Here is a 24073-nt window from a genome sequence, read left to right on the forward strand (position 1 = left end):
TGGTGGCTACTCCGCGCCGACTTCAACGCGGATTGGCGCAGCCACGCGCTTGCGATAGGCCTCCACATAGGCCTGCCAGGCCGGCGCCGCGGGGAATTCGCCGGACCAGCTGGCCGCCGCGCCCAGGAAGTAGCGCAGCGGCTGCCCGGTCCTGGCCTTGACGAGGATCAGCTCGTTGTCGGCATCTGCTGCATAGCCCTGCGCACCCGGCAGGACGATGGCGGCGCCGAAGTCCCCAGCGCTGCGCTGGCGCACCCACTGCATCAGCGTGTCCGGCGCGCGGTAGGTGGCGACCTCCGGCGTCTGCTCGGCATAGGCCGGCTTCTTGTTCAGGCCCAGGGCGACGGTGAGCTCCTGCGGGTTGGCGGTGGTGAAGGTGCTTTCGACCGTGTCGAAATAGTGGCCTGCGTCGACCGTGAAGCGCTTGGTTTCGCTGACCGACACACCCTGCGCGTCCCAGGCCGCGTAGTCCAGCTCGAAGACGGCCCGCACGGGCCCGTTCGCCAGCACACGCCAGGCGGAGTAGTTGCGGCTGGTGAAGAGGCGGCTGCCATTCCAGATGCCGGTGCCGCCCGCGCCACGCGTGCGGCCGACGGCGTACATGTCCAGGCCCTCGCCCTCTTCCCGGTGATAGTGGTCGTGCCCCTTGTTGTACCAACGGTCGACGATGAGATAGGACGGCCGCTTGAACCAGATGTCGAGCCCGCTCGTGACCAGGACTTCCTTGTCACTGCCCGGCGGCGCCGGTTCGGCCAGTGCCGGCCCGTAGGTGCGGTGGCCGATCTTGTCGTTTTCCCAGGCGAAGTCGTCCAGGCGCTCGGGAACATAACGGGCAAACGCCTTGACCGGAAACGGCGGCGCCACCGTGGTGCTCCTCTCGACGGTGAAGCGGGCGCTCTGCTCATCCGCCGCGAAGTCGTGCTGGAAGATCAGCTCACCGTAGGCGATGCCCGCGCCCTTGGGGTCCCGCGCCAATGGCGCCACATTGGTGACCTGGTAGGGCAACAGGCGGCCGCTGGCATCACGCACGGCCAGCTGCAGCATCAGCGCCCCCGGCAGGCGCCGGGCAACCTCTGCCCACGGGATCGTGATCGTCTCGGCCGGACGCGCCGCCTTCAGCTCATGCCGGACGGTGATGACCATGCGCTCGGCCGCCTCGGCACCGAGCGCCGCCAAGGCCAGCCCTGCGGCGAAGATGGCACGCCACATCAATAGTTCACCGCGTAGTCTTTGGGAAACCTGCTGCCGCTGAACGCCTTCTTCTGCGTCCAGTCCTGCGCCGGCGCGGTCCAGTAGGAATCGCTGGCCGGCAGGCCCAAGGCCAGCAGACCGGCGGCAGCGATGTACATGCTGCCGTTGTTCGAGTACCAGTCCCCCAGCTCGGGCTGGTGGCCGCGAAAACCGATGGTGAGGAAGCCATCTTTGCTGAAGTTGCCCGGGCCGCCCCAGATGGCGACATGGGCCGCGTGCAGGGCCGAACGGACCTGCCCCTCGGGCAGCGAGGCGGGAAGCTGCTTGCGCCAGGCAAGCAAGGCCAGTGGCTGGAATACCGCGGTGCGGTAGGTCAGCGAGCGGCCGATGGGCGGGTAGCTGCCTTCCGGCCCCACGAAACGCTCCAGGTGTTCGCAGTAGCGCTGCGCGCGCTTGGTGGCTTGCGCCAGCAGGTCTTCCGGCTTGGCGTTCCAGAACGGCGCCTTCCTGGCCGCCAGCACCTCGAGGATCTCGAGGAGCATGGGGTACATGACGTAGGAGCAGTAGTAGTCGAAATGGAAGTCCTGGCCGTCCTTGATCCATCCGTCGCCGACATACCACTCGTTGATCTTGCGGATCGCGCCATTCATGCGCATCGGGTCGGATTCCTCGCCGATGGACAACAGCCAGGCCTCGTTCATCGCCGCGAACAGCAGCCAGTTGATGTAGGGCACCTCGATGCGGCGCAGGCCCTTGATCTCGGCAACGATGCGGACCTTGGTGGTGGCGTCGAGCGGCTCCCATAACACCTTGGGGGCGCGCATCAAGGCATTGGTGAAGTAGGCCGAATCGACCAACGCCTGACCGTGGCCCTTCCAGGTCAGGTAGTCGGGGCTTTTGGGGTCGACCGCGTTGGCATAGCTTTGCAGGGCCTGCTGCTGCAGGCGCTGGCGCAACCTGCCTTCGGGCGTGGCATCGGCCGGCAGCGCGAGCCAGGGCGCGATGCCCGACATCAGGCGGCCAAAACATTCGAGATAGGCAACCGACGGGTCCCGACCGTCCCAGGTGGGGCTGAGTTCCAGCACGAACTTCTTCTTCAGCTCGCCCCTGGACATGGGATCCAGCACCGGCTCGGCCATCTGCCGGAGCAGGTCCAGCAGGTAGGCACGCTCCTGGCCGGGCGCCCCCGCGGACACCGCAGAGCCCGCAGAGCCCGCGCCCAGCAGCGCCGGCAGGGCTGACCCACAGGCCGCTGCGCGCATGAAATTGCGACGTTCCATAGGACCTCCTGGCGGCAGCGTCATTTATCGAGCAGGCGGGCCATTTCCGCCCCGGCAAGGAGGAAAGCGCCGACGCCGAAGTGCGACGTGGAATTCTGGTCGACCACCTGACCCGGAATCGCGCGGTCACCGATGGGTTGCACATAGCCCAGCTTGCCGTCCGGCTGCATGGCGACCGTCGTCAGGTAATGCCAGCCGCGCTGCGCGGCCGGCAGATATCGGTCGCGCGGCAGCAATCCGTTGTTGATACCCCAGAGCAGGCCGTAGGTGAAAAACGCGGTGCCGCTGGTCTCGGGCCCGGGCGCGTGGGCCGGGTCCATGAGGCTGCGCGTCCAGTAGCCCTCGGGCTGCTGCAGCGGCACAAGCGCCGCCGCCATGGCCTGCAGCCGTTCGATGTATTCGCCGCGATGCGGGTCGTCCTGGGGCAAGTCCGACAGCACTCTCGCGAGCCCGGCAAACACCCAGCCGTCGCCGCGCGCCCAAAAGTCCTTCTTCCCGTTGACGCTCTTGTGCTTCGGATAAACGTATCTGGCATCGCGGTAGTAGAGCTGCTCGGCCGGGTCGTACATGATGCCGCCGGCGTGGCTGTAATACTCGTACAGCTTGTCGAGATATTGACGATTGCCGGTGATCTTGTGGAGTTTCGTCATGACGGGCATGACCATATAAAGCCCATCCACCCACCACCAATAATCCTTATTGGCGGTGCTCATCTGATATTCCATCACCTCGCGGGCGCGGGCGATCTTGCGTGGATCCTTGTCGAGCTGGTAGAGATCGGCATAGACCTGAAAACAGATCTGCCAATCACCGAACAACACGTGGTCGTCGGTTTCACCATAGCTGTATTTCCAGTTGGCCTTGTCCTGCGACTTCGCGCCCGCCCATTGGTTGTGCTCCGCCCAGGCCTCCGAATAGCGCCGGTAGCTTTCCTTGCCCGTCACCCGATAGGCCTCGATGTTGCCGGTGTGATAGGCCGCCACGTTCCAGAACGGACTTTCCTGCGCCGGCGTGCGCGCCTGCCAATAGGCATTGACCTTGTCGATCGCGGCAAGCACGTCACTGCGACTGCCGGCCCCACTTTTGGCGGGCGCATTGGCGCAACCGCCAAGCGCCAGGCTCAGCGCAAACAACAGGCCAGTCACGTGATTCTTCAGTCTGATCATTGCGGAGTGCAGCTGATGAGCAATGCCAGCCCATCATTGGAAGCGAATATGGTCACGTTAGCATACTGGTGATCACAGACAAAGAGTTTTCTTCCATCGCGCCGCGAGACCGCAGCGACTGGGGGTTTATACGGAGTAACAGATCCTTGCCATCACAGAATGTGGTATCGTGACCACATTAGGTATCCAATTTCTACGTCGATCTATGCCCAAACCGAGCAGGCTCAGTGAAGTAGCAAAACTGGCTGGCGTCGCCCCCATCACGGCATCGCGCGCAATTCGCGGCAAGGGCTACGTCTCCGAGGACGCGCGGGCGCGGATCATGGAAGCCGCGGCACAGCTGAACTACGCGCCGGACATGGTGGCGCGACGCATGCGCGGCGCGGAGAGCCGGCTGATCGGCATCTTCGTCAACAACTTCGGCTCACTCGCGCTTCACGAGATCACCAGGGAAATCAGCAACGAGGCCCGCGCCCGTGGCTACGACATCGTGCTTTTCAATGCCGAGCGCTTCGACGGCCCGGAACGCGCGGGCACACGCGACATGCTGGCCAACCTGTGCGCGGGCCTGATATTGCCCATGCCGAACGTCGAGGACGGCTACCTTGCCGAGCTGGAACAGCGCCAACTGCCCTGCGTTTTCGTCAACTTCGAGGCACGCAGCACCAAGCTGCCGGTCGTCGTCGTAGAGAACCGCAAGGGCGCCTGCTTGGCCGTCGAGCATCTGCTTTCACTGGGCCACCGTCGCATCGCCTTCATCGCCGGCTCGCATCACACCGGCCAGAGCGGCGAGCGCCAGGCCGCCTATGTCGAAACATTGAACGCTGCCGGGATTGCCGTCGATCCGGCATTGATCGTCACCGGCCGCTTCGTTCAAAGCGGCGGGTACGCGGCCACCCAGCAACTGCTGTCCTTGTCCGAGCCGCCAACGGCCATCTTTGCCGCCAACGATGAGATGGCGTTCGGCGCCATCGATGCCATCCACAGCAAGGGCTTGCGTGTGCCGGGCGACATCTCGGTCGTCGGCTTCGATGACATCGCCATCTCCGGCCACATCCACCCCCCGCTGACCACGATGCGCCAGCCGCTGGTAGAGCTCAGTGCGTGCGCCGTGCGGGAACTGATGGCACTCATCGAGGGCCAGAGCCAGGAGGCGAAGAAGATCGCCCTGCCCCTCGAGCTCATCGTGCGCAAATCGACCGGTCCAGTCCCGCAGCGCGGCTGACGATGAACTACGTGCGCTCTGCCAGCGCCCGAAGCGTCCTGTCGACCGGCCTTGCCGGCCTGGCCGTCCTGCTGCTCTGGCTGCTGTGCGGCGATTTCGGCGTCTCGATGCGCGAGCGCGCGGCCGTGCCGAGCGCGCTCGAACTGCTGCGCCGGCATGCGGCGTCCGACACCACGATCTCGCTGCTGCTGTCCACCGTGCCCGCCGCCTTGAGCTTGCTGCTGGTGCCGCTGGCCGGCTATCACTCGGACCGCTGCCGCAGCCGCCTCGGCAGGCGCAAGCCCTTCCTGATGATTGCCGCGCCCACCGGTCTTCTGGCCATGGTGGGCCTGGCCGCGTCGCCCACACTGGCGGGCTCGCTCGACGCCGCACTGGGCGGCTGGTCACCCGGCCTGCACAACTGCCGCCTCGTCCTGTTCAGCCTGTTCTGGGCCGCATTCGACTGCGCCGCCATCAGCGCTTTCTCGCTGTTCAACGGCCTCGTCAACGACCTCGTGCCCGCGGGCCTACTCGGTCGCTTCTTTGCGGTGTTCCGGATCGTCAGCCTGACGATCGGCATCGCGTACCACAACTGGATCTTCGCGCTCACAGACCACTATCTGCGCGAGGTCCTGATCGGCGTCGGCCTCTTCTTCTGCCTGCCTATCCTCGCGATGGCGTTGATGCTGAAGGAAACGCCCTTGCCGCCCGAGACCCCCTCCGCGGTCAGAACCGGGAGCCGGCTGAGATTTCCACTCGATCATGTGCTGGCCTGCTTCCGCTATCGCCCCTATGGGTGGGCCGTCGCCGCCTTCGTGCTGGCGAGCGTCACCTTCAGTCCCTTCAACACCTTCTACCTGCACTATGCGCACGCGGCCGGCATTCAGAAGACCACGCTGGGCGCGTTGACGGCGGCAGGCTATGCGGTGTCCATCGTGTCGGCTTTTGCCATCGGGTCCATGGCTGATCGCTTTGGCGCACTGCGGGTCTCGGTGGTCATCATGACGGTGTACTGCGCCATCTCCGCGGCCGGTTTCGCCATGGTGTCGGACGCCGCCAGCTTCCGCGCCTTCTACTTCGCCCACGTGGTGATCTCAGGCGCCTGGTTCACGGCCGCCGCCTCAATGCCAATGGCGCTGTTTCCTCGCGCCAGCTTCGTGCAGTTCAACTCGACCAAAGACCTGATGGTCATCTTCGGCACCATCCTTGTCAGCAGCATCCAGGGGCCAATGCTCGACCTGTCCGAGCATGACTATCGCTACACGCTGCTTGCAGGAACGGTGTTCTCGCTGCTGTGCGTGCTGTGTCTCTTGCGGCTGCAGGCAGGCCGTCTTGCCATGCAGATCGCCATCCGATAGGCACAGCACCCGACGCCGGCAGGACCTACCAGGCGCTGCAAGCCTTGCAGGGACGATTTCGATCCTCCTCCTCTCCACCAACCGATCATCCTGAGCGATCCCGCGTCGTCCCAGTAACTCCGAAAAGCCCTTGAGCATCACTGCTCCAGGGCTTCTTTTTTTCCCGATTGAGGTCGGCAGCTTGGTCAACGGGAACGTCATTTGCCCAAAACGGCGTCGCAGCTGCAGCGCAGTTTTTCCATGAAGGAGCTTCCATGCGTCGTGTTCAACATCTACTGTCAATCGCTCTCCTCACGCTCACCGCACTGGTGGCGTTGCCAGCCCACGCCAAGTCCGACGAGTCATTCATGAAGGATGCCGCGCACGCTGGTGCCGCGGAGATCGAGGCGAGCAAGCTGGCCCAATCCAAGGCAAAAAGTGCCGACGTGAAGGCGTTTGCCGACGCCATGATTACCGACCACACGAAGGTCGCCGACGAACTCAAGGCCCTGGCCGCGAAGAAGAGCGTCAAGCTCCCGGAAGGCCCGTCGATCAAGCAGAAGGCCGAGCTCAAGCTGATTGACGCTGGCGACAACGACAAATTCGACGAGCGCTACGCCAAGCACTTCGGCGTGAATGCGCACAAGGGCACGATCAAGCTGTTCGAGGACGCCGCCAAGAACGCCAAGGACCCCGAGGTGAAGGCCTGGGCGGAAAAGACGCTGCCGGGCCTTCGTCATCATCTTGAAATGGCCCAGGCCTTGAGCGTCGCTCCCAAAAAGTAAGGCTGTCGAGCAGCTCATTGCCGAATCGTGAGTACCTTGTCACTGGCGCTGCTTCAGGGCATGAAATTTGCCGATGGAGAAGCTTGAAAAGGCACGAAAGCGCCATTTGAACCCCGCGCCGCTCGGCTTGCATCGGGCGGCGCGCTTTGCCACCAGCCAGTAGGAAATCACATGCCAACCGCAACGAAAACCTCAGCCAAGGCGTCCAAGGGCGCATCCACCAAACCCGCCACCGGTTCAAAGGCGCGTGGCAGCGAAGCTCCCGACGCGATCGACCTCCTGATCACCGACCACCGCGAGGTGAAGGCGCTCTTCAAGGCCTACGAAAAACTCGTCAAAGCTGAAGCTGACCCGGGAGAGAAGCAGATCGTCGCCGCGCAGATCTGCGTGATGCTGACCGCCCATGCAACCGCGGAAGAGGAACTCTTCTACCCGCGCGCCCGCGAAGTGCTGGGCGAAGACGAGGATCTGGTCGACGAGGCCGACGTGGAGCACGCCAGCGCCAAGGAGCTGATTGCTCAGATCGAGGCCGGCTCGCCTGACGATCCGCTGTATGACGCCAAGGTCAAGGTGCTGGGTGAGTACATCGACCATCATGTCAAGGAAGAGGAAGGCGAGATGTTCCCCAAGATTCGCAAGTCCGACCTCGACCTGGATGTGATCGGCGAGGAGATCGCCGCGCGGAAGGCAGAACTGATGGGCCAGGCCGGCGACCCGCACTGACCGGCTTGCGACAAGGCCTAGTCATCCGGGCCTTGCCCTCCTCCACCGACATCAACATGCCGGAGCAACAACATGGCAGACGACAAGGCAAAGACCGGCGGCCAGGACCGTCAACGCATCAATGTCAACGAGGACTATGAGCTGCGCGATTGGGCCGCCAAGTTCGGCGTCACGACCGAACAGCTGAAGCAGGCGGTTGCCGCGGTAGGCGACCGCGCCGCCGAGGTGGAGCAGCACCTGAAAGGCAAGCGCAGCTGACCCACTGCCGGCACACAACTGACGGCGGCGTGGGTGACACATGGACTTTGCGCAAGGTCCGGAAACCGTGGCAAGACAGCTGGTCGGCTGGACGCTGCTGGTGAACGGCATCGGCGGCGTGATCGTCGAAACCGAGGCCTACGACGTCGACGATGAGGCCTCGCACAGCTTCAAGGGACCGACACCACGCAACGCCACGATGTTCGGCCCACCCGGCAGAGCCTATGTCTACCTGAGCTACGGCCTTCACTGGTGCCTGAACGTTGTCTGTCGGGAGGCCGGCCACGGTGCGGCGGTCCTCATTCGCGCGATCGAACCGACGCGCGGATTGGAGTTGATGCGCGAACGCCGTGGCGTTCGGCAAATGCAACTGCTGGCCGCCGGGCCAGGTCGGGTCGGCCAGGCCCTGGCGATTGATCGGTCTTTCGACGGCTTGCCGTTGAACCAACCACCGTTCGAACTGCTTGAGCCTCCCACGCAGGTCCGTTTGGCCGTCGGTGCCCGCATCGGCATCACCAAAGCCACCCATCGGCCCTGGCGGTTCGGCGTCGCCGACTCTCCCTATCTCAGCAAGCGATTCGGCCAGATCGGCAGCCTCTCCCAGTAGGTCTCGTCTGACCCTGCAAGTGCGCCTCGACGCACGATGCGTATTGCCATGTCGCGGCACATTGCTGCAATGCAACATGGAGATCGCAATGACACGATTGGATTCCGCTTCTGCAGCGTCGGCACCCTCGTTGGCCCTGTTGGGCCTGGAGCCACTTCGAGCGGCTTGGGAATATGCGCGCATGCGCGTGATGGATTCTTCGGGGATCGCGCGCGGGGACGGCCATGCCGTCGTGGTGTTTCCCGGCCTGGCATCAGACAGACACGCCACGGGGCCGCTCATCTCGTTCTGCCGTGACCTCGGCTACGAGACGCATGACTGGGGCCGAGGATTCAACACCGGCCCTCAGGGCGAGCCCAACGCATGGCTGGATGAACTGGCTGAACACGTGGCTGCGCTGCCGACGGACGGCTTGCTGGATGTCAGCCTGATCGGCTGGAGTCTCGGCGGGATCTATGCGCGGGAAATCGCCAAGCGGCTTGGCACGAATGTGCGCCAGGTCATCACGATTGGCACGCCGTTCGCTGGCGGCAACGACGACACACACGCGGCCCTCGTGTACCGGCTGCTGAATGGGCGCAAGCCCGTTCTCGACAGTGCCATGCGCCAGCAATTGCGGACGGCCCCCGAGGTGCCCACAACCTCCATCTACAGCCGCACCGACGGCGTGGTGGCCTGGCAGGCCTGCATACAGCCCGGGCGCCGCCGCGACACAGAGAACGTCGAGGTGGAAGGCAGCCATTGCGGCATGGGCTGGAACGCCAAGGTGCTTGAAGTGGTTGCCGACCGGCTCAGACAGCCACGCGGCCAGTGGAGACCGTTCACCGATTCAAGTCGCCAGGTCGGCGCGAATGCGGCCCCTTGCACCGGTTGATGAAAGCGCGCCCTTGCCCGTTGTTCGGCGCAGCGAATTCGATTCGCAAGACTTCAGTCCAGCTCGATCCACACCGGCGCATGGTCGCTGGACTTTTCCCAGCCGCGGACTTCGAGGTCCACGGCCGCTGCGCGCAACCGGGGCACAAGCGATGGGGTCAGCAGCAGGTGATCAATGCGCAATCCGGCGTGGCGTTGGAAGGCATTCCTGAAGTAATCGAAGTAGGTGTAGATCGTGGTGTCGGGATGGAGCGCCCGGATCGCGTCCGTCCAGCCTTGCGAAATCAGCCGCTCGAACGCTTCGCGCGTCTCGGTGCGAAACAGAGCGTCATCGACCCAGCGTTCCGGTTTGTACACGTCGCGCGGGGTGGGGATCACGTTGTAGTCCCCGGCCAGCACCACCGGCATGTCGCCTTGAATCAGCCCCGCGGCATGAAGGATGAATTGCTCCATCCAGCGCAGCTTGTAGTCGAACTTGGGACCCGGGGCCGGGTTGCCGTTCGGCAGGTACAGACACACCACCTTCAGGCCGCCCACATTGACCTCGAGGTAGCGGCTCTGGGTGTCGTCCGGGTCATCCGGCAGCCCTCTTTGGACCTCCACGGGCGCCCGGCCGCGCACGAGGACGGCGACACCATTCCAGCTCTTCTGGCCGTGCCAGACAGCCTCATACCCGAGCGCCTGCAGCTCCTCTCTTGGAAAACGGTCCTGGGGCGACTTCAACTCCTGCAGGCAAGCGACGTCGGGCTGCGTCTTCTCGAGCCAGCGCAGCAAGACGGGAAGGCGGGCGTTCAGGCCGTTGATGTTGTAGGTGGCGATGCGCATGGAAGACACCGGGAAGTGCGGGCGACGTGCCCGGCAGTTGAGTTGCAAACCGGATCAGCAATCTACCGCGGACCGCAAGGAGACGACTGCCGGGACAGCGCGCCGAGCTATGCCCCGGGCGGCCCTTCGTCCTTGTCTTGGCGCTGGGATCCCTCTTCATCGAACTTCAGGACGGACAGTTTCCCGTCGCCTTCGAGGAAGGCTGCTCGCACCTTGCAGACGTCGTCGACACCGGCTTGGCGCAGTTGCGCCTGCACGTCCTCGCGGGTCAGAAACTCCTTGCGCAGGTTGCGCATCAGCATCTGCCCATCCTTGACGAGCTGCAGCGGGTCGGGCTCAGTGAGCTTGCGGACGGCCTCCCACCGGAAACTGGCCCAGTCGAGCGCGTAGTTCCAGAACACCAGGGTGCCGACGAGGACGAAACCTTCCGCCACGGTCTGGTAGCTGCCAGACATGCCGTTCTGAGAGGCGTCGGCAATGACGACCACCAGGAGGATGTCCGCCACGCCGAACGACCCGGGATCGCGGCGCAGCACGAAACGGAAGATCAACAGCAAGAACCAGTACATCAACGTGCCCCGCGCGAACAATTCGAGCGGCGACACGTGAATCGAGAACAGTTCTGCCAAGTTCATAGCTACGTTCTAGATCGGACCGCTTCGGAGGGCCTGATGTCAGCCTTGAGCACGCGCGCCATCTGTTGCAGCGCGCTGTCCCGCGCGTCAGCAGACTCGGCGGCGACGCAGTCGACTGGAACCCAAACCGAGTAGCCCCGCAGGTAGGCATCCATGGCGCTGAACAGTACGCAGCTGTCTGCGGCGATGCCGGTGACGATGAGCCGCTTGCAGTGCAATTGATTCAGAAGCAAGTCCAGCGGCGTGGCATAGAAGGCCGAATGGCGCGGCTTCAACAGCGCGAAGTCGTCGCGTTTGGGGGCCATGAGCTTGGCGATCTTTCCGGGGGTGCCCGCAGTGGCGTGGCAGTGCCGCCAGAGCGCCTTGAAGTCGGATGTCCACTGGCCGTAGTTGTCATTCGCGTAGATGGTGCGGAAGCCATCGGCGGCCACGTGCTGGCGCAGCTTGGCCGTCTGCTTCGCAGCTTCCAGCGCCGACGGGGCCAGCTCTGCCGCACCATCGAAATTCAAAGGGTTCACGAAGTCCACCAGCAGCAAGACGGTCTTGCTGGGCTGCAGGTCGTCAGTCCTGATCTTGCTCATGTCGTCTCCAGCGGCGGTACTGGCAACACGCGTTCCCGCCCTGGAGCGTGGCACCCGCGCCCCTCGGCAGTTACGCATCGCCCGCCGTAACCGCGGCCTTGTCTGACATGCAGCCCGCGAGGGCTGCTTAATCTTGTGTCGCGGCGCCATGAGGGCGCCCGCGTTTTTCCACCATCCGCCCTGACTGCCGTGACGTCCAAACGCCAGCCGCCCAGCCTTGCCGGTTTCGTGCGCGTGCGCGGAGCGCGCGAGCACAACCTGAAGAACGTCGACGTGGACATCCCGCGCGACGCCCTGGTGGTTTTCAGCGGCGTGTCGGGCTCAGGCAAGTCCTCGCTGGCCTTCGCGACCATCTATGCCGAGGCGCAGCGGCGCTACTTCGAGTCCGTCGCACCGTATGCGCGCCGCCTGATCGACCAGGTCGGCGTGCCCGCGGTGGACGCCATCGACGGCCTGCCGCCGGCCGTGGCCCTGCAGCAGCAGCGCGGCACGCCCAGCGCGCGCTCTTCCGTGGGCAGTGCCACGTCGCTGTCCAGCCTGCTGCGCATGCTGTACTCGCGCGCCGGCCACTACCCGCCCAAGCAGCCCATGCTGTACGCGGAGGACTTCTCGCCCAACACGCCACAGGGGGCCTGCCCCAGCTGCCACGGGCTGGGCCGCGTCTACGAGGTCACCGAAGCGTCCATGGTGCCCGACCCCTCGCTCACCATCCGCGAGCGCGCCGTCGCCGCCTGGCCGCCGGCCTGGCACGGTCAGAACCTGCGCGACATCCTCGTCACGCTGGGCCACGACGTGGACAAACCCTGGCAAGACCTGCCGAAGAAGGTGCGCGACTGGATCCTCTTCACCGAGGAGCAGCCCACCGTGCCGGTCTACGCAGGCTTCACGCCCGCCGAGACCCGCGCCGCGCTCAAGAGCCGCATGGAGCCCAGCTACCAGGGCACCTTCATGGGTGCGCGCAAATACGTGCTGCACACCTTCGCCACGACGCAGAGCGCGCTGATGAAGCGCCGCGTCGCCCGCTACATGATCGCCAGCGACTGCCCCACCTGCGAGGGCAAGCGGCTCAAGCGCGAGGCGCTGTCGGTGACCTTCGCCGGGCTGGACATCGGCGAGATGGCGCGCCTGCCATTGCGCGAACTGGCTTCGGTGCTCGGCCCGGCCGCTCGCGGTGAAGCCCACGCGAGCCAGGGCCGCGGCATCAGTCACCACACGTCTCGCCAGCACGCCGCCCAGCGCGTCGCCGCCGGTGGCAAGGCCCATGCGGCGGCGCCGGACGTGAGGCGCACACCCGAGCAGTCCGAAGAGAAGCGCATCGCGGCGCAGCGGCTCGCGCACGACATGCTGGAGCGCATCACCACCTTGAACGAGTTGGGCCTGGGCTATCTGTCGCTGGACCGCGGCACGCCGACGCTCTCCTCGGGCGAGCTGCAGCGCCTGCGGCTGGCCACGCAGATCCGCTCCAACCTGTTCGGCGTCATCTACGTGCTGGACGAGCCCTCGGCCGGCCTGCATCCTGCCGACGGCGAGGCGCTGTTGCGTGCGCTGAAGGCGCTGAAGGACAGCGGCAACTCGCTCTTCATCGTCGAGCACGACGTGGAACTGATGCGCGAGGCCGACTGGCTGGTGGATGTGGGCCCCGAAGCCGGCGAGCGTGGAGGCGAGGTCTTGTACAGCGGGCCGCCGGCTGGGCTCGAGGCCGTGGCCGCGTCGCGCACCGCTGCCTACCTGTTTCCAAAGGCCCGGCCCGAACGGCCGGCGCGGCGCGAGGCACGCGGCTGGCTGGAGCTCGCCGGCGTCACGCGCAACAACCTGCGCGGGCTGGGCGTGAAGTTCCCGCTCGGCTGCTTCGTGGCCGTCACCGGCATCTCGGGCTCGGGCAAGTCCAGCCTCGTCAGCCAGGCGCTGGTGGACCTCGTCGGCCAGTCCTTGGGCCACGAACCGCCGCTGCCCGAGACCGATGAGGAGGACGACTCCGACGTTGCGGCGCGCGAGGTCACGCACGGCCACATCGTCGCCGGCGCGGAACACATCCGCCGGCTCGTGCGCGTCGACCAGAAGCCCATAGGCCGCACACCGCGCTCCAATCTGGCGACCTACACCGGCCTGTTCGATCACGTGCGCAAGCTCTTCGCCGCCACGCCGGCGGCGAAGGCCAAACGCTATGACGCGGGCCGCTTCTCGTTCAACGTCGCCAAGGGCCGCTGCGAGACCTGCGAGGGCGAAGGCTTTGTCAGCGTGGAGCTGCTCTTCATGCCCAGCGTCTACGCGCCCTGCCCCACCTGCCACGGCGCCCGCTACAACGAGGCGACGCTCAAGGTGCGCCTGCGCGAGCAAAGCATCGCCGACGTGCTGCGCATGACGGTGGATGAAGCCTCCGCCTTCTTCGCTCAGGACGCGGCGCTGGCACGGCCACTGACGCTGCTGCAGCAGATCGGCCTGGGCTACCTGCGGCTGGGCCAGCCCGCTACTGAGCTGTCCGGCGGCGAGGCCCAGCGCATCAAGCTCGCGACCGAGCTGCAGCGCGCCCAGCGCGGCCAGACGCTGTACGTGCTGGACGAGCCCACCACCGGATTGCACCCGGCGGACGTGGACAAGCTGCTCGCCCAGCTCAACAGTCTCGTGCAAGCCGGCAACACGGTGGTCGTCGTCGAGCACGAGATGCGCGTCGTGGCCGCCAGCGACTGGGTCATCGATGTCGGCCCGGGGGCCGGGGCCGAGGGCGGACGAATCGTTTGCGCCGGCCCCCCGGAAGCGATCGCCGCGGAGGCGCAGAGCCGCACTGGACGCTATATCGCCATGGCGCTGCGCTGAGTAGTGCGGCAGCGTGCATGTCGAAGCGCTTGCAGGGCGCCTGACGAGTGCCGCCGCCCGAAAGCCTACACTCTGATTCGCCCTGCAGGCCACGCGTGCGTGGCCGCGATCTTTGGAGCGCATGGACTTGTCTTCCGCCCCGCTGGCGCTGGATCGCATCCGCGGCGACATGGCCGCGCGGGTCAGGGCTTTTCGGTGGGAAACCACGGCGAGGACGTCTACTTCAATTTCTCGTACAGCGCCGTGCGCGACGAGCTCGGCCAAGCCCGCGGCGTGCTGGTGACCTTTGCAGAAACCACGGAGAAGGTGCTGACTTCGCGGCGCCTGGCCTTCCTTGATGCGCTGGCGCAGGCCACCCGCGAACTCGTCGATCCGGCGGACGTGATGCACATCACCGCCGAGCTGCTGGGGCGCCATCTCGGCGTCAATCGCTGCGCGTATGCCACGGTGCGCGAAGACCAGGACACCTTCGACCTCCTCGGTGATTTCAACGACGGCGTGCCCAGCATCGTGGGCACCTACCGCTTCGCCGACTTCGGCGAAGCGGTGTTGAGGCTGATGCGCGCTGACCAGGCCTATGTCAATCACGACGTGGATCGAGACCCCGCCACGGCCGGCACCGATCGCACCGCCTATGTGCGCACCAGCATCCAGTCCGTCATCTGCGTGCCGCTGCACAAGAACGGTCGTTTCGTGGCCGCCATGGCGGTCCATCAGCGCGTGCCGCGCCACTGGAGCGACGAGGAGATTTCACTCGTCAAGGTCGTCGTCTCCCGGTGCTGGGAGGCGCTGGAGCGCACTCGGGCCGAGGCCGCCCTGCGCGAAGAGGCGCGCACGCTGGAGACTCTGAACCGCACCGGCGCCGCGCTGGCGGCGGAGCTGGACATCGGCGTCCTGCTGCAGCGCGTGACCGACGCAGCGACATCGCTGACGGGCGCGCAGTTCGGCGCATTTTTCTACAACGGCGTCCACGACGATGGCGAGGCCTATCTGCTGTACACGCTGCCCGGCGCCGACCGCAAGCAGTTCGAGAACTTCGGGCATCCTCGCCCGACGCCCATGTTCGGCCCAACCTTCCGCGGCGAACCGACGATCAGGCTTGACGATGTGATGGCCGATCCGCGCTACGGGCAATGGGGGCCCCACCGTGGCATGCCGGCAGGCCATCTGCCGGTGCGCAGCTACCTCGCGGTAGCCGTGATCAGCCGCTCGGGCGAAGTGCTGGGCGGCTTGTTCTTCGGCCATGCCAATGTCGGCGTCTTCACCGAGCGCAGTGAGCGGATCGCCGAAGGCATCGCCAGCCAGGCTGCCATCGCCATCGACAACGCGCGCCTCTACGCCGCCTCTCGCGACGCGATGCGTGAGCGGACCCAGTTGCTGGAGAGCGAACGCACCGCCCGCCTGGCGGCGGAACAAGCGGGCCTGGTGAAGGACGAGTTCCTGGCAACACTTTCCCATGAGCTGCGCACCCCGCTGAGCGCCATCACCGGCTGGGTGCACATCCTGCGCCGCAAGGCGCGGAGCAAGACGCTGAATTGAAGAAAGGTATCGACGTCATCGAGCGCAGCGCGAAGGCACAGGTGCAGCTCATCGAGGACCTCCTCGACATGAGCCGCATCACCACCGGCAAGCTGATCCTGAATGTCGCGCCGGTCTCCGCGGCGAGCTTCACGCTTGCGGCAGTCGAGTTATTGCTGCCTGCAGCGGACCGTGCAGGCGTGCGGCTCACGACAGACGTCACGATGCACGAGGGCGCGGCCGTGATGGGCAACGCCGTGAGACTGCAGCAGGTGGTGACGAACCTGGTCTCCAACGCGGTTAAGTTCACTCCCCGTGGCAGCGAGGTGCACGTGGCGCTGCGTTGCACGGCCGAGGTCGCGGAGATCGTGGTCGAAGATACCGGCATCGGCATTTCGTCCGAGTTCCTGCCGTTCGTCTTCGAGCGGTTCCGCCAGGCGGACGGTTCAATGGCGCGCCGTCATGGCGGGCTGGGCCTTGGCTTGTCGATCGCGCGAAACCTGGTTGAACTGCATGGCGGCCAAGTAGGCGTGCACAGCGACGGGCCGGACCGCGGTGCACGCTTTTCAGTGCGGTTGCCGCTGATCAATGCGCGAAGTCTCGCCAGCGCCTCACCCGACCCTGGCGCGGTTGATCGAACCTCGCTCGCCGGCGCGCGAATTCTGGTTGTGGATGACGACGACACGGTGCGCGAGATGGTCGCCCGTGCGTTGGAACTGCAGGGGGCGCAGGTGGTGACGGCGGCCACTGGCGCCGAGGCGCTTGCCGTGCTGCCCAGTTCCGGGGTGAACTTGCTCGTTTCCGACCTCGGCATGCCTGAGATGACAGGCTTCGAGCTGCTGGAGCGCGTCAGGGCCTTGCCGGCGGATCAGGGCGGGAATATCCGCGCCATCGCGTTGACGGCGTTTGCTCGCGAGGCCGACCAGCGCAAGTCGATTGACGCAGGCTTTCTCATGCATTTCCGCAAACCTGTGGAGTTTTCTGCGCTGGTGCGGGCGATACAGGAAATGGGACTCGCGTAAGAGCCCTTGCTGGCGCCTGGAGGTCGCCAGTCGAGACGCAAGATTTCACGGCGCATCGAAGCCGCCATGCACCGGGCGCCCGCCCTGCTCAGGGCATGGAACTCAAGGCCTCGCTGCGAGACAGATAGGCGCTGAAGATCCTGTAGAGGCTGCCGTCAGCCCGCATGGCGGCGATGGCGTCCTCGATCCTGCGGGCGTCTTCCTCGCGAACCCTGGACCTGGACAGCGCAAATCCCGCAGCGTAGTTGTCCGCCGGAAAGCCATCGATGACCGTGACCCTGCCCTGCAGCTTGCTGTCCGCAAGGATTCGCCCCCACACGACGGGTTCGGACAGGAAGGCCGCATCGCGACCCAGGCCCACGAGCCGGGCCGCCATGTTGGCGTCGGCGTATTCGTCCACTCGCCCCTGCTGGCGCAGCCTGGCGATCCAGGGGTCCCACTGCGGGCCATGCTTGAAGCCCTTGACCACCGCCAGCCGCAATTGACTGTCTTCCGCGAATGCGTCCAATGTCAGGACCGGGCTGGGCAGGCCCTTTCGAACCAGCAGCCGGTTGCGCCCGCTCATGTAGATCACGAAGCGCGCGAAGCTGTTGCGCTCCTCGGTCTCGATGGCAGACACCGTCATGTCGAGGCTGCCATGGGCCAGGTCGGTCCAGGTGCGGACTCGGGAATCGACAAAGGTTTCGAACTTGCAGCCCGTGCGGCGGGCGACTTCGTTGACGATGTCGACATCGATGCCCACCGTACCGCCCCCTGCGCGTCGAAACGCCAGCGAACCGTACTCGTACAGGGCCACGCGGTAGGGCCCGCACACGGCCGGCTGCGCCAGTGCCTGCGCGCCCGCTGCGGCCAGGCATCCCGCCACCACCCACTTGCTGACCTTGCCCATGCGCCTTCGGTGCCCATCAAACCCCGACCGAGTATCTGCGGCTTCTGCGCGCGCTGCGGTCCAGGCGCGAAAAGGCTCAAGTCTGGGCCGGACCTGCCGATAGCAGGCGAATGGAACTCACCAACGTCAGCAATGTGAGCATCGCGTCAAGCCCCGCCCAGGGCGACACCGCCACCACCGTCGGCCTGCTGGTGCTCAGGAAGGCGCTCGACGTGCAGGCGGCCGGCGCCATGGCCCTGCTCAGCGCGCTGCCGCAGCAGCCGGCACTGGCGACCGAAGGTTCCTTGGGCCGCAACCTGAACACCTTCGCCTGACGGCGCCGCGCAGCGACTCCTCAAAGTCCGGCGCGCCGCAGCCACGCCTCTGACTCGACGGGCTGAATCCCGCCCGCCGACCGCAGCTCGCGCAGCACGCGGTAGCGGCTTTCGATACCCACCAGCATCAGCACCCTTTGGCCAGGGTGGGCGCGCACGGCGTCGCGCAGGCGCTCCGCATGGTGCCGATCCCACTGCGCCTGCACGTTCGCGGCGCCCTCGCCCACCAGCCCCTCCTCGATCTCGCGCAGCGCGGCCACCAGCCGGTCCGTCTTCTCGCTGTTCACGTCGGCGGCGGAGCGCCATCCACTGGCCATGGCCCGGTAGGTGGCCTGCTTCAGATCGTCGAGTGCCTTGGCGCCGGCCGGGTTCTGTTCGCCGAAGGCCTTGTATGCGCGGCCCGCCACACCAGTGAGCTGGCTGAACAGGGCTTCGTCCGGTTCCGAGCCCAAGCCCTTGGCGCCCGTGGCATCGAGGTAGGGGAAGACGACATCCGTGTACTCGACCTTGCCTGGCCAGACCTTGCGGCCGCGCAGTTCGCTGGGTGTCACATCCAGCACCAGCACATCCGGCTTCACAGCCACGATGACCTGCCGCAGCACGGCAAGATCGTAGGCGGCGATGGCCTTGTGCCGCGAATACAGCGTGGACAGCACGAGCAGCTCGCCTTGGGCATCCGCCAGCGCCCGCGTGGCCGCCAGAGGCGCCGCCGCCAACATGCCGAGCGCGCCCCGTCTCGACCAGTCATGCTTCACGGTGTTCATGCAGCGCCCTCGCGGTTGAAAGGCGTGCAATCTAGGCGGCACCAGCGTTCCGGTCAGGCGGATGCGACGAAACCGGCCCTGGTGCGATGAGGCGGGTTTGATGGCGCCCGGGCTGGACAAGCGCGGCCCCATGAATTACTGTATACAAACACAGTATTCACAAGGACCGCCATGCCGACACCCCGACTGCTCCTCATCTCCCAGCCCACCGTCGAAGTGGAACGGCATATGTCGGCCGCCGTCGAGAGGCATGGCCTGGACCTGCGCCTCGGCGACGCGATGTTTCCGGCCTCGAATTGGCATCAGACCTGGTCGGACCGCTACCCGGACACGCCCTCCATGCGCAGCACGCTGAAACGCGTTGGCGCGCAGATTGCGGCCGAGGCTTTCACGATGGTCCTGAACCGCATCGGCGGCCGCGAGCACTGGGCCTTCTTCGGCCAAGGCCGGCCACCCGGTTTCGATGATGTGCTGGAGTCGGTACTGGCCGCCTTGCTGCGCGAGGGATGCGGCGAGGGCCCGGGGCACACGCCTCACCTGACCATCAGCTACCGGGCACCGGAGTCCCTGGAGCCCATCTACATCGATCCCATCCCCTGGCAAATCCGCGAAGTGCTGCTCGTCGTCGGCGGCAGCAACGCCGAGTACGGCTACGAGATCATCGACCGTTGGACCTTGCAATCGGTGCCGGCAGACCTGCAGGGCTGCCTTTTCTGAGGTTCGCCGCCTTCGTCCACGCGGCCTTGTCCGACTTTTGCGAGGCCCAAGCGCCGACGTGGCCGACGGGCCCGGATTCCTAAGCTGAGCGGCGTGGCACCTGCCCTGTTGAGGGCATGACGCTGCCACCCATCAAGCCAAAGGAGATCCTCATGACGAAGCAAATCCGCACCTCCCGCCTTTTGTGTGCCCTCGCGCTGATCGGCCTGGCCGGCACGGCTTCGGCCAATCTGACCAAGCCCGTCTATTCGCAGGCCAAGGATGAAGTCAAGGCCATGTTCAAGGCCGAGCGAGACAAGTGCAGTTCGCTGGCAGGCAATGCCAAGGACGTGTGCGCCGAGCGCGCCAAGGCCCACGAGAAGGTGGCCCTCGCCAACCTCGAGTACCAGTACACCGGCACGGTCAAGGATCACAACGACTACCTGGAGTCACGCTACGAGGCGCGCTTCAAGCTGGCCAAGGAAATGTGCGATGACAAGTCCGGCAACGCCAAGGACGTCTGCGTCGCCGAAGCCAAGGCCGAGCACGACAAGGCCAAGGCCGATCTGAAGGCCAACAAGAAGATCGCCTCGGCAGAAGCCGATGCGATGGAGACCAAGCTGAAGGCCGACTACAAGGTCGCCAACGAACGCTGCGACTCCCTGTCCGGTGACACCAAGGACAGCTGCCAGGCCAGCGCCAAGGCCCGCTACTTCCAGTGATGGAAAAGGCCCCGCCCGCGCAAGCGCGGCGGGGCTGATGGCAAAACCGCCGGCTCCAGGGCCGGCGGTTTTTTTGTCGGGGCGGCGTGTGCTCAGCGCACGGCACTGGCCGCAGCGTCGGCCGGCAGGCGCGGCACACCTTCGGCCACGGCCACGACGCGGCCGGCCTGCGGCAGCGTCAGCCGGTTGTCCACGCCGCGCACGCCCTGCGGCGCACCCGCCAGCACGGTGGCGCGATCCCTGGCGGCCGCATCCGGCGCCGGGCCGTCCAGGCGCACGACACCATCCGTCGTTGTCACCTCGATGCGCGGGGCGCTCAGCGCCGGGTCGGCGGCCAACGCCGTCTTGACCTTGAGACTGATGCCCGTGTCGTCGATTGCAGTGCCCACGCCATCCACGGCATTGCGCGAGGCCTCGACGGCGGCATGCTGCGAATCCGTCACTGTCTGGCCCATGCGATGGCCGAAGTCGCGCACGTTCGCGATCGCATCGTCGAGCTGGGTGCCAGGGCTGCGCGAGTCCTGCAGCGTGGCCACGGCGACCGCCGTGATGGCGGCACCCAGCCCGAGCGCAAGCAGCCAGGCACCGGCGCTGGAGCGCCGCCGCGGCCGCTCATCTGCACGCCAGCGGCGCGGCTTGATGTTGGGATCGGTGGGCTGACCGTAGGGCGGCAGACGCTCGCGCAAGTCGTCGGCAGGGGCGCTTGTGACGGGTCTCATGGCGATCTCCTGATAGGCCCGGCGGGCCTCTCGCAGCAAGTCTGGCCGGTGGCCTTTGCGCGGCCCATCAGCGGGCGCAAGCGCCCGCTGTAGGACCGCGCGCCGCGGCGTCATCGCGCTCATGACGGCTTCCCTTTGTCCGATACCTGCTGCCGCTGCAGGCCGACACGGCGCAAAACGGTCGCCGCCCATCATCGACTTCACCACCCCTGAAGCCGCTGCCGCCATGAACTTCCGCCTGCTCTTCTCGCTGCTTGGCCTGTCACTGGCTCAGAGTGGTCATGCGCAGGGCGCACCCACCGGTGGCATCAGCCTGGCAGGTGCGGCGGTGTCGTCCGCAGCGCCCGACCCCGAGCTGAACTGGCGCGACCCGCAATGGCTGAGCCGCCAGAACGAACGCTCGCGCTGGCGCTATCAACTGGGGTTGGAGCAGCAACTGCGCTCACCCGTCCAGCTCGGGCCTCAAGCCTCCGTGCGTGAAGCGCTGTGGGCCGGCGTGAGCTATGACTTCTCGCGTCGCTTCAGCGGCGGCGTCGAGACACCGGTCTGGCAACGCAACAGCGGCTGGGCCGCGCGCATGGCCTTCGAGCGCCCCAAGGGCGATGGCCTGGCTGGCCTGCGTGGCGCCTTCTCCTACCAGCTGAGCGCTCAAAGCCGGCTGACGCTGCGCCCGCAGGCTCGCCGCGTCATGCTGAGCTATTCGGCAAGCTGGTGATGAACGATGCTGGGCATCCAATGCGGCGCGCCGCCACATCGAGGCGATGGGCGGCGCGCAAAACGAGCACTGCGCTTCTGGCTCAGGCTCGCGCCATCCAGTCCTTCAGCTCGTCGGCATGCTCTTCCTCATCCGCCAAGATGTCCTCCAGGAGACGCCGGGTCGTGGAGTCCTTGTCGCCCACCAGACCGATCATCTGCCGGTAGGTCTCGACTGCCACACGCTCGGCAACGAGGTTGGACCTGATCATGGCCTTGAGGTCGTTCACCTCGTCGTAGCCCGCGTGGCTGCGCTCGGGAAGGCCCACCGGATTGAAGTCCGGTTCGCCGCCGAGTTGCACGATGCGCTGGGCCAGCCGGTCGGCATGGCCCAGTTCCGCATTGGCGTGGACAAGGAATTCCGCGGCAATGCTGGGCGACTCCAGTCCCGAGGCCATGAAGTGGTGGCGACGGTAGCGCAGCACACAGATGATCTCGGTCGCCAACGCCCCATTGAGCAGATTGACGATGTCCTCACGCCAGGGCCCGTAGGCCGGCGTCACGGCGCCATCGCCGAGGTCCATGCGGGCCGCGCGCAGACCGGACTCATCCAGTTGCAGGGGCCGGTGGCCTTCAGCCATTGCGCGCCACCACCAGCTGGTTGTCCACCGAGCGCACGCCGTTGACCGCGGAGGCCAGCGTCGTGGCGCGCGCCTGCGAGCCGGCATCGGGCGCCGTGCCCGTCAACGTGACGCGGCCTTCCTCGGCGCGGACGTCGATCTTGGTCGCCTTCAGCCTGTCATCGGCCATCAACGCGGCGTTGATCTTGGTGACGATGGCCGCGTCGGTAGCGGCCTCGGAGGCGGCGGCCGTCGCGTCCTTCAACTTGGTCTCGGCCTTGTCCATCGCCTGGCGGGCGTCGGTCTTGGCTTCGGCGCCGGCCTGCTTGGCGTCGGCAATCGCGCCGTCGAGCTTCTGGCCGGCCGTGCGCTCGTCGTCATGCTTGCTGCAGGCGGCCAGGGCGGCAACCAGAGCCAGAGCGCCGATCAGCGGCGCGCGGAGGGTGGTGATGCGGTTCATCTTGCGTCCTTTCTTCATCGCTGAAGCTGTTGGGAAAACGATGTGGCCAACTGTGGAGGCTTGGCTTGCTGCGCCGCGGCAGCCACGGTGCCTATCGGCTGTCGGACAAGGCCGACTCGTTGCCACTGGCGCCTCTCCTCCTCGCCATGGCGAACATGCTCCCGGAGGATGTCGATGAAGGCCATCAACAACGCAGCGCTGAGCACGACCGTCGTCGCCAGCATCAGCCACAGCGGCGGTGGAGGCATGAGGCGCGCCAGGTTGTCGGTCAGGGTCTTCATCGCTCGCTCCGTGGGGCCTGAACGGCCATGAGCTGACTATGCAAAAACCCTGGTTCTGCGACTGCCGGCCGCCCCCGCGAAGGCCCGTAGGACAAGCGGCCGGCCTATACCCTTTGTAGGACAGCGCTGATCGCGCACGCCATTTGCCGTCGCTACGCTTTACCCATCCTCACAACTGATTCGGAGCGCAACATGATTCGCATTGGCATCGTTGACGACCACGCCATCGTCCGGTCCGGTCTGCGTCAGTTCCTCGGCGAGAACGTCGACCTGCGCGTGACGGGTGAAGCTGGCAACGGACGCGACGCGCTGGAACTGGCCCGCACCGGCGAGGTGGATGTGCTGCTGATGGACATCTCCATGCCGGGCCAGAGCGGCGTGGACGCGCTGTCGGCCATCAAGACGCGCTTCCCCGAACTGCCCATCCTCATCCTCAGCGGCTTCCCCGAGACGCACTACGCCACGGCGCTGCTGCGCCAGGGTGCCAGCGGCTATCTGAACAAGGAATGCGATCCCGAGGAGATCGCCAACGCCATCCGCACGGTGGCGCGCGGCCGCCGTTACATCAGCCCGGCCGTGGCCGAGCTGCTGGCCGACGGCGTCGCCGGTGGCGGCTCCGATCGGCCGCTGCACGAGTCGCTGTCGGAGCGTGAACTGCAGGTCTTCCTGCGCCTGGCCAAGGGCGAGACGGTGGGCGACATGGCCAAAGCCATGTTCCTCAGCGTGAAGACCGTCAGCACCTACCGCACCCGCGTGCTGGAAAAGATCAAGCTCGAGACCAACAGCGACCTGACCTACTACGCGCTGAAGAACGGGCTGATCCAGTAAGAAGGGCGGCCTGCAAATGACAACGGCCCCTGACGGGGCCGTTTGTTCTTGTCAGCCGGTTCGGCTCAGCGGCCGATGTTCAGCGGGCTCGTCGACGAAGCGCGTGACTGGCTCGCAATGCGGCGCTCAAGGTCGGCGTGGTCGATGGCGTCCGACAGATAGCTCTCGTCGACGTCAGACTGGGTTTCCAGCGTCAGGGCGCTGCGCAGGGAGGAGAAGAGGTTGTGGATCAGTTCCATGGGGCTTGGGTGGCTTGTGGCCGTATGCA

28 protein-coding genes are annotated in these 24073 nt (G+C 66.0%); 15 read left to right on the forward strand and 13 right to left on the reverse strand.

All coding sequences use genetic code 11. The features are described 5' to 3' along the window. Positions 1-6 precede the first annotated feature (6 nt). The 3 genes from AC1DW3_RS02175 to AC1DW3_RS02185 are packed head-to-tail and all read right to left on the reverse strand — an operon-like array spanning position 7 to position 3637. On the reverse strand, positions 7-1209 hold the full coding sequence (locus AC1DW3_RS02175) for a DUF4861 family protein (RefSeq protein ID WP_477928160.1): 1203 nt from the start codon (positions 1207-1209) through the stop codon (positions 7-9). Next, positions 1209-2471, reverse strand: coding sequence for a DUF2264 domain-containing protein (locus AC1DW3_RS02180; protein ID WP_477928162.1), 1263 nt, complete (start codon positions 2469-2471; stop codon positions 1209-1211). Before AC1DW3_RS02180 ends, AC1DW3_RS02175 begins: the two co-directional genes overlap by 1 nt. A 20-nt stretch (positions 2472-2491) precedes the next feature. Continuing rightward, the gene (locus AC1DW3_RS02185) at positions 2492-3637 is read right to left on the reverse strand and encodes a glycoside hydrolase family 88/105 protein (RefSeq protein ID WP_477928164.1); all 1146 of its coding nucleotides are present in this window, start codon (positions 3635-3637) and stop codon (positions 2492-2494) included. A gap of 205 nt (positions 3638-3842) precedes the next feature. Between AC1DW3_RS02185 and AC1DW3_RS02190 the strand changes: the two genes are divergently transcribed. The 7 genes from AC1DW3_RS02190 (at position 3843) to AC1DW3_RS02220 (ending at position 9425) form a co-directional block, all read left to right on the forward strand. Continuing rightward, positions 3843-4862 carry a LacI family DNA-binding transcriptional regulator gene (locus AC1DW3_RS02190; RefSeq protein ID WP_477928166.1) on the forward strand — a complete coding sequence of 340 codons (1020 nt, stop codon included), beginning with the start codon at positions 3843-3845 and terminating at the stop codon, positions 4860-4862. 2 nt (positions 4863-4864) lie between these two features. Then, positions 4865-6199 carry an MFS transporter gene (locus AC1DW3_RS02195; RefSeq protein WP_477928168.1) on the forward strand — a complete coding sequence of 445 codons (1335 nt, stop codon included), beginning with the start codon at positions 4865-4867 and terminating at the stop codon, positions 6197-6199. A gap of 254 nt (positions 6200-6453) precedes the next feature. After that, positions 6454-6963, forward strand: a complete 510-nt coding sequence (locus AC1DW3_RS02200) for a DUF4142 domain-containing protein (RefSeq protein ID WP_477928170.1) — start codon at positions 6454-6456, stop codon at positions 6961-6963. Positions 6964-7134: 171 nt separating this feature from the next. Continuing rightward, positions 7135-7686: a hemerythrin domain-containing protein gene (locus AC1DW3_RS02205; RefSeq protein ID WP_477928172.1), complete on the forward strand. Its 552-nt coding sequence runs from the start codon at positions 7135-7137 to the stop codon at positions 7684-7686. 72 nt (positions 7687-7758) lie between these two features. Then, positions 7759-7944: a DUF3606 domain-containing protein gene (locus AC1DW3_RS02210; protein ID WP_477928174.1), complete on the forward strand. Its 186-nt coding sequence runs from the start codon at positions 7759-7761 to the stop codon at positions 7942-7944. 40 nt (positions 7945-7984) lie between these two features. Beyond that, positions 7985-8551 carry a DNA-3-methyladenine glycosylase gene (locus tag AC1DW3_RS02215; RefSeq protein ID WP_477928175.1) on the forward strand — a complete coding sequence of 189 codons (567 nt, stop codon included), beginning with the start codon at positions 7985-7987 and terminating at the stop codon, positions 8549-8551. A gap of 181 nt (positions 8552-8732) precedes the next feature. Beyond that, on the forward strand, positions 8733-9425 hold the full coding sequence (locus tag AC1DW3_RS02220) for an esterase/lipase family protein (protein ID WP_477928176.1): 693 nt from the start codon (positions 8733-8735) through the stop codon (positions 9423-9425). Between the two features lie 53 nt (positions 9426-9478). Here the strand turns inward: AC1DW3_RS02220 and xth are convergent, their stop codons facing one another. From xth to AC1DW3_RS02235, 3 genes are all read right to left on the reverse strand, one after another. After that, positions 9479-10249, reverse strand: a complete 771-nt coding sequence (gene xth / locus AC1DW3_RS02225; protein ID WP_477928177.1) for an exodeoxyribonuclease III — start codon at positions 10247-10249, stop codon at positions 9479-9481. A gap of 107 nt (positions 10250-10356) precedes the next feature. Continuing rightward, positions 10357-10884 carry a DUF421 domain-containing protein gene (locus tag AC1DW3_RS02230; protein ID WP_477928178.1) on the reverse strand — a complete coding sequence of 176 codons (528 nt, stop codon included), beginning with the start codon at positions 10882-10884 and terminating at the stop codon, positions 10357-10359. A 2-nt stretch (positions 10885-10886) separates the two neighbouring features. Next, positions 10887-11465, reverse strand: coding sequence for a cysteine hydrolase family protein (locus tag AC1DW3_RS02235; RefSeq protein WP_477928179.1), 579 nt, complete (start codon positions 11463-11465; stop codon positions 10887-10889). 189 nt (positions 11466-11654) lie between these two features. Between AC1DW3_RS02235 and AC1DW3_RS02240 the strand changes: the two genes are divergently transcribed. From AC1DW3_RS02240 to AC1DW3_RS02250, 3 genes are all read left to right on the forward strand, one after another. Further along, positions 11655-14279 (forward strand): excinuclease ABC subunit UvrA, encoded by a 2625-nt coding sequence (locus AC1DW3_RS02240; RefSeq protein ID WP_477928180.1) that lies wholly within the window; start codon positions 11655-11657, stop codon positions 14277-14279. Between the two features lie 195 nt (positions 14280-14474). Further along, complete coding sequence (locus AC1DW3_RS02245; protein ID WP_477928182.1) at positions 14475-15818, forward strand: GAF domain-containing protein; 1344 nt, start codon at positions 14475-14477, stop codon at positions 15816-15818. Further along, positions 15815-16819 (forward strand): ATP-binding response regulator, encoded by a 1005-nt coding sequence (locus tag AC1DW3_RS02250; RefSeq protein ID WP_477928184.1) that lies wholly within the window; start codon positions 15815-15817, stop codon positions 16817-16819. Before AC1DW3_RS02245 ends, AC1DW3_RS02250 begins: the two co-directional genes overlap by 4 nt. A gap of 88 nt (positions 16820-16907) precedes the next feature. Here the strand turns inward: AC1DW3_RS02250 and AC1DW3_RS02255 are convergent, their stop codons facing one another. Then, a complete protein-coding gene (locus tag AC1DW3_RS02255; RefSeq protein WP_477928186.1) occupies positions 16908-17708 on the reverse strand; it encodes a substrate-binding periplasmic protein in 801 nt (266 codons plus the stop codon). A 110-nt stretch (positions 17709-17818) separates the two neighbouring features. Between AC1DW3_RS02255 and AC1DW3_RS02260 the strand changes: the two genes are divergently transcribed. Further along, complete coding sequence (locus AC1DW3_RS02260; protein WP_477928188.1) at positions 17819-18022, forward strand: YjfB family protein; 204 nt, start codon at positions 17819-17821, stop codon at positions 18020-18022. Positions 18023-18042: 20 nt separating this feature from the next. Here the strand turns inward: AC1DW3_RS02260 and AC1DW3_RS02265 are convergent, their stop codons facing one another. Beyond that, positions 18043-18786, reverse strand: coding sequence for a hypothetical protein (locus tag AC1DW3_RS02265; RefSeq protein WP_477928190.1), 744 nt, complete (start codon positions 18784-18786; stop codon positions 18043-18045). Positions 18787-18957: 171 nt separating this feature from the next. On the opposite strand from AC1DW3_RS02265, the gene AC1DW3_RS02270 reads away from it, so the two are divergent. Both AC1DW3_RS02270 and AC1DW3_RS02275 read left to right on the forward strand, forming a co-directional pair. Beyond that, on the forward strand, positions 18958-19503 hold the full coding sequence (locus AC1DW3_RS02270; protein ID WP_477928192.1) for a hypothetical protein: 546 nt from the start codon (positions 18958-18960) through the stop codon (positions 19501-19503). A gap of 152 nt (positions 19504-19655) precedes the next feature. Further along, a complete protein-coding gene (locus tag AC1DW3_RS02275; RefSeq protein ID WP_477928194.1) occupies positions 19656-20204 on the forward strand; it encodes a hypothetical protein in 549 nt (182 codons plus the stop codon). Positions 20205-20296: 92 nt separating this feature from the next. Here AC1DW3_RS02275 and AC1DW3_RS02280 read toward each other — a convergent pair whose 3' ends face one another. Continuing rightward, positions 20297-20923, reverse strand: coding sequence for a BON domain-containing protein (locus tag AC1DW3_RS02280; RefSeq protein WP_477928196.1), 627 nt, complete (start codon positions 20921-20923; stop codon positions 20297-20299). Positions 20924-21149: 226 nt separating this feature from the next. Here AC1DW3_RS02280 and AC1DW3_RS02285 point away from each other — a divergent pair, with 226 nt between their 5' ends. Then, positions 21150-21638 (forward strand): hypothetical protein, encoded by a 489-nt coding sequence (locus tag AC1DW3_RS02285; RefSeq protein ID WP_477928197.1) that lies wholly within the window; start codon positions 21150-21152, stop codon positions 21636-21638. A gap of 82 nt (positions 21639-21720) precedes the next feature. Here the strand turns inward: AC1DW3_RS02285 and AC1DW3_RS02290 are convergent, their stop codons facing one another. From AC1DW3_RS02290 to AC1DW3_RS02300, 3 genes are read right to left on the reverse strand one after another with little or no spacing between them, the layout of a single operon-like run. Next, entirely contained in the window at positions 21721-22257 is a 537-nt protein-coding gene (locus AC1DW3_RS02290; RefSeq protein ID WP_477928199.1) for a ferritin-like domain-containing protein, read from the reverse strand. Next, on the reverse strand, positions 22250-22714 hold the full coding sequence (locus AC1DW3_RS02295) for a BON domain-containing protein (RefSeq protein ID WP_477928201.1): 465 nt from the start codon (positions 22712-22714) through the stop codon (positions 22250-22252). The genes AC1DW3_RS02290 and AC1DW3_RS02295 overlap by 8 nt, the downstream gene beginning before the upstream one ends. Further along, positions 22711-22977 (reverse strand): hypothetical protein, encoded by a 267-nt coding sequence (locus tag AC1DW3_RS02300; protein ID WP_477928203.1) that lies wholly within the window; start codon positions 22975-22977, stop codon positions 22711-22713. The genes AC1DW3_RS02295 and AC1DW3_RS02300 overlap by 4 nt, the downstream gene beginning before the upstream one ends. 192 nt (positions 22978-23169) lie before the next feature. Between AC1DW3_RS02300 and AC1DW3_RS02305 the strand changes: the two genes are divergently transcribed. Then, on the forward strand, positions 23170-23805 hold the full coding sequence (locus AC1DW3_RS02305; protein ID WP_056197556.1) for a response regulator: 636 nt from the start codon (positions 23170-23172) through the stop codon (positions 23803-23805). Positions 23806-23870: 65 nt separating this feature from the next. Here AC1DW3_RS02305 and AC1DW3_RS02310 read toward each other — a convergent pair whose 3' ends face one another. Next, on the reverse strand, positions 23871-24044 hold the full coding sequence (locus tag AC1DW3_RS02310) for a hypothetical protein (RefSeq protein WP_477928204.1): 174 nt from the start codon (positions 24042-24044) through the stop codon (positions 23871-23873). Between the last annotated feature and the right edge of the window lie 29 nt (positions 24045-24073).

Source organism: Roseateles sp. P2_H4 (assembly GCF_056403315.1).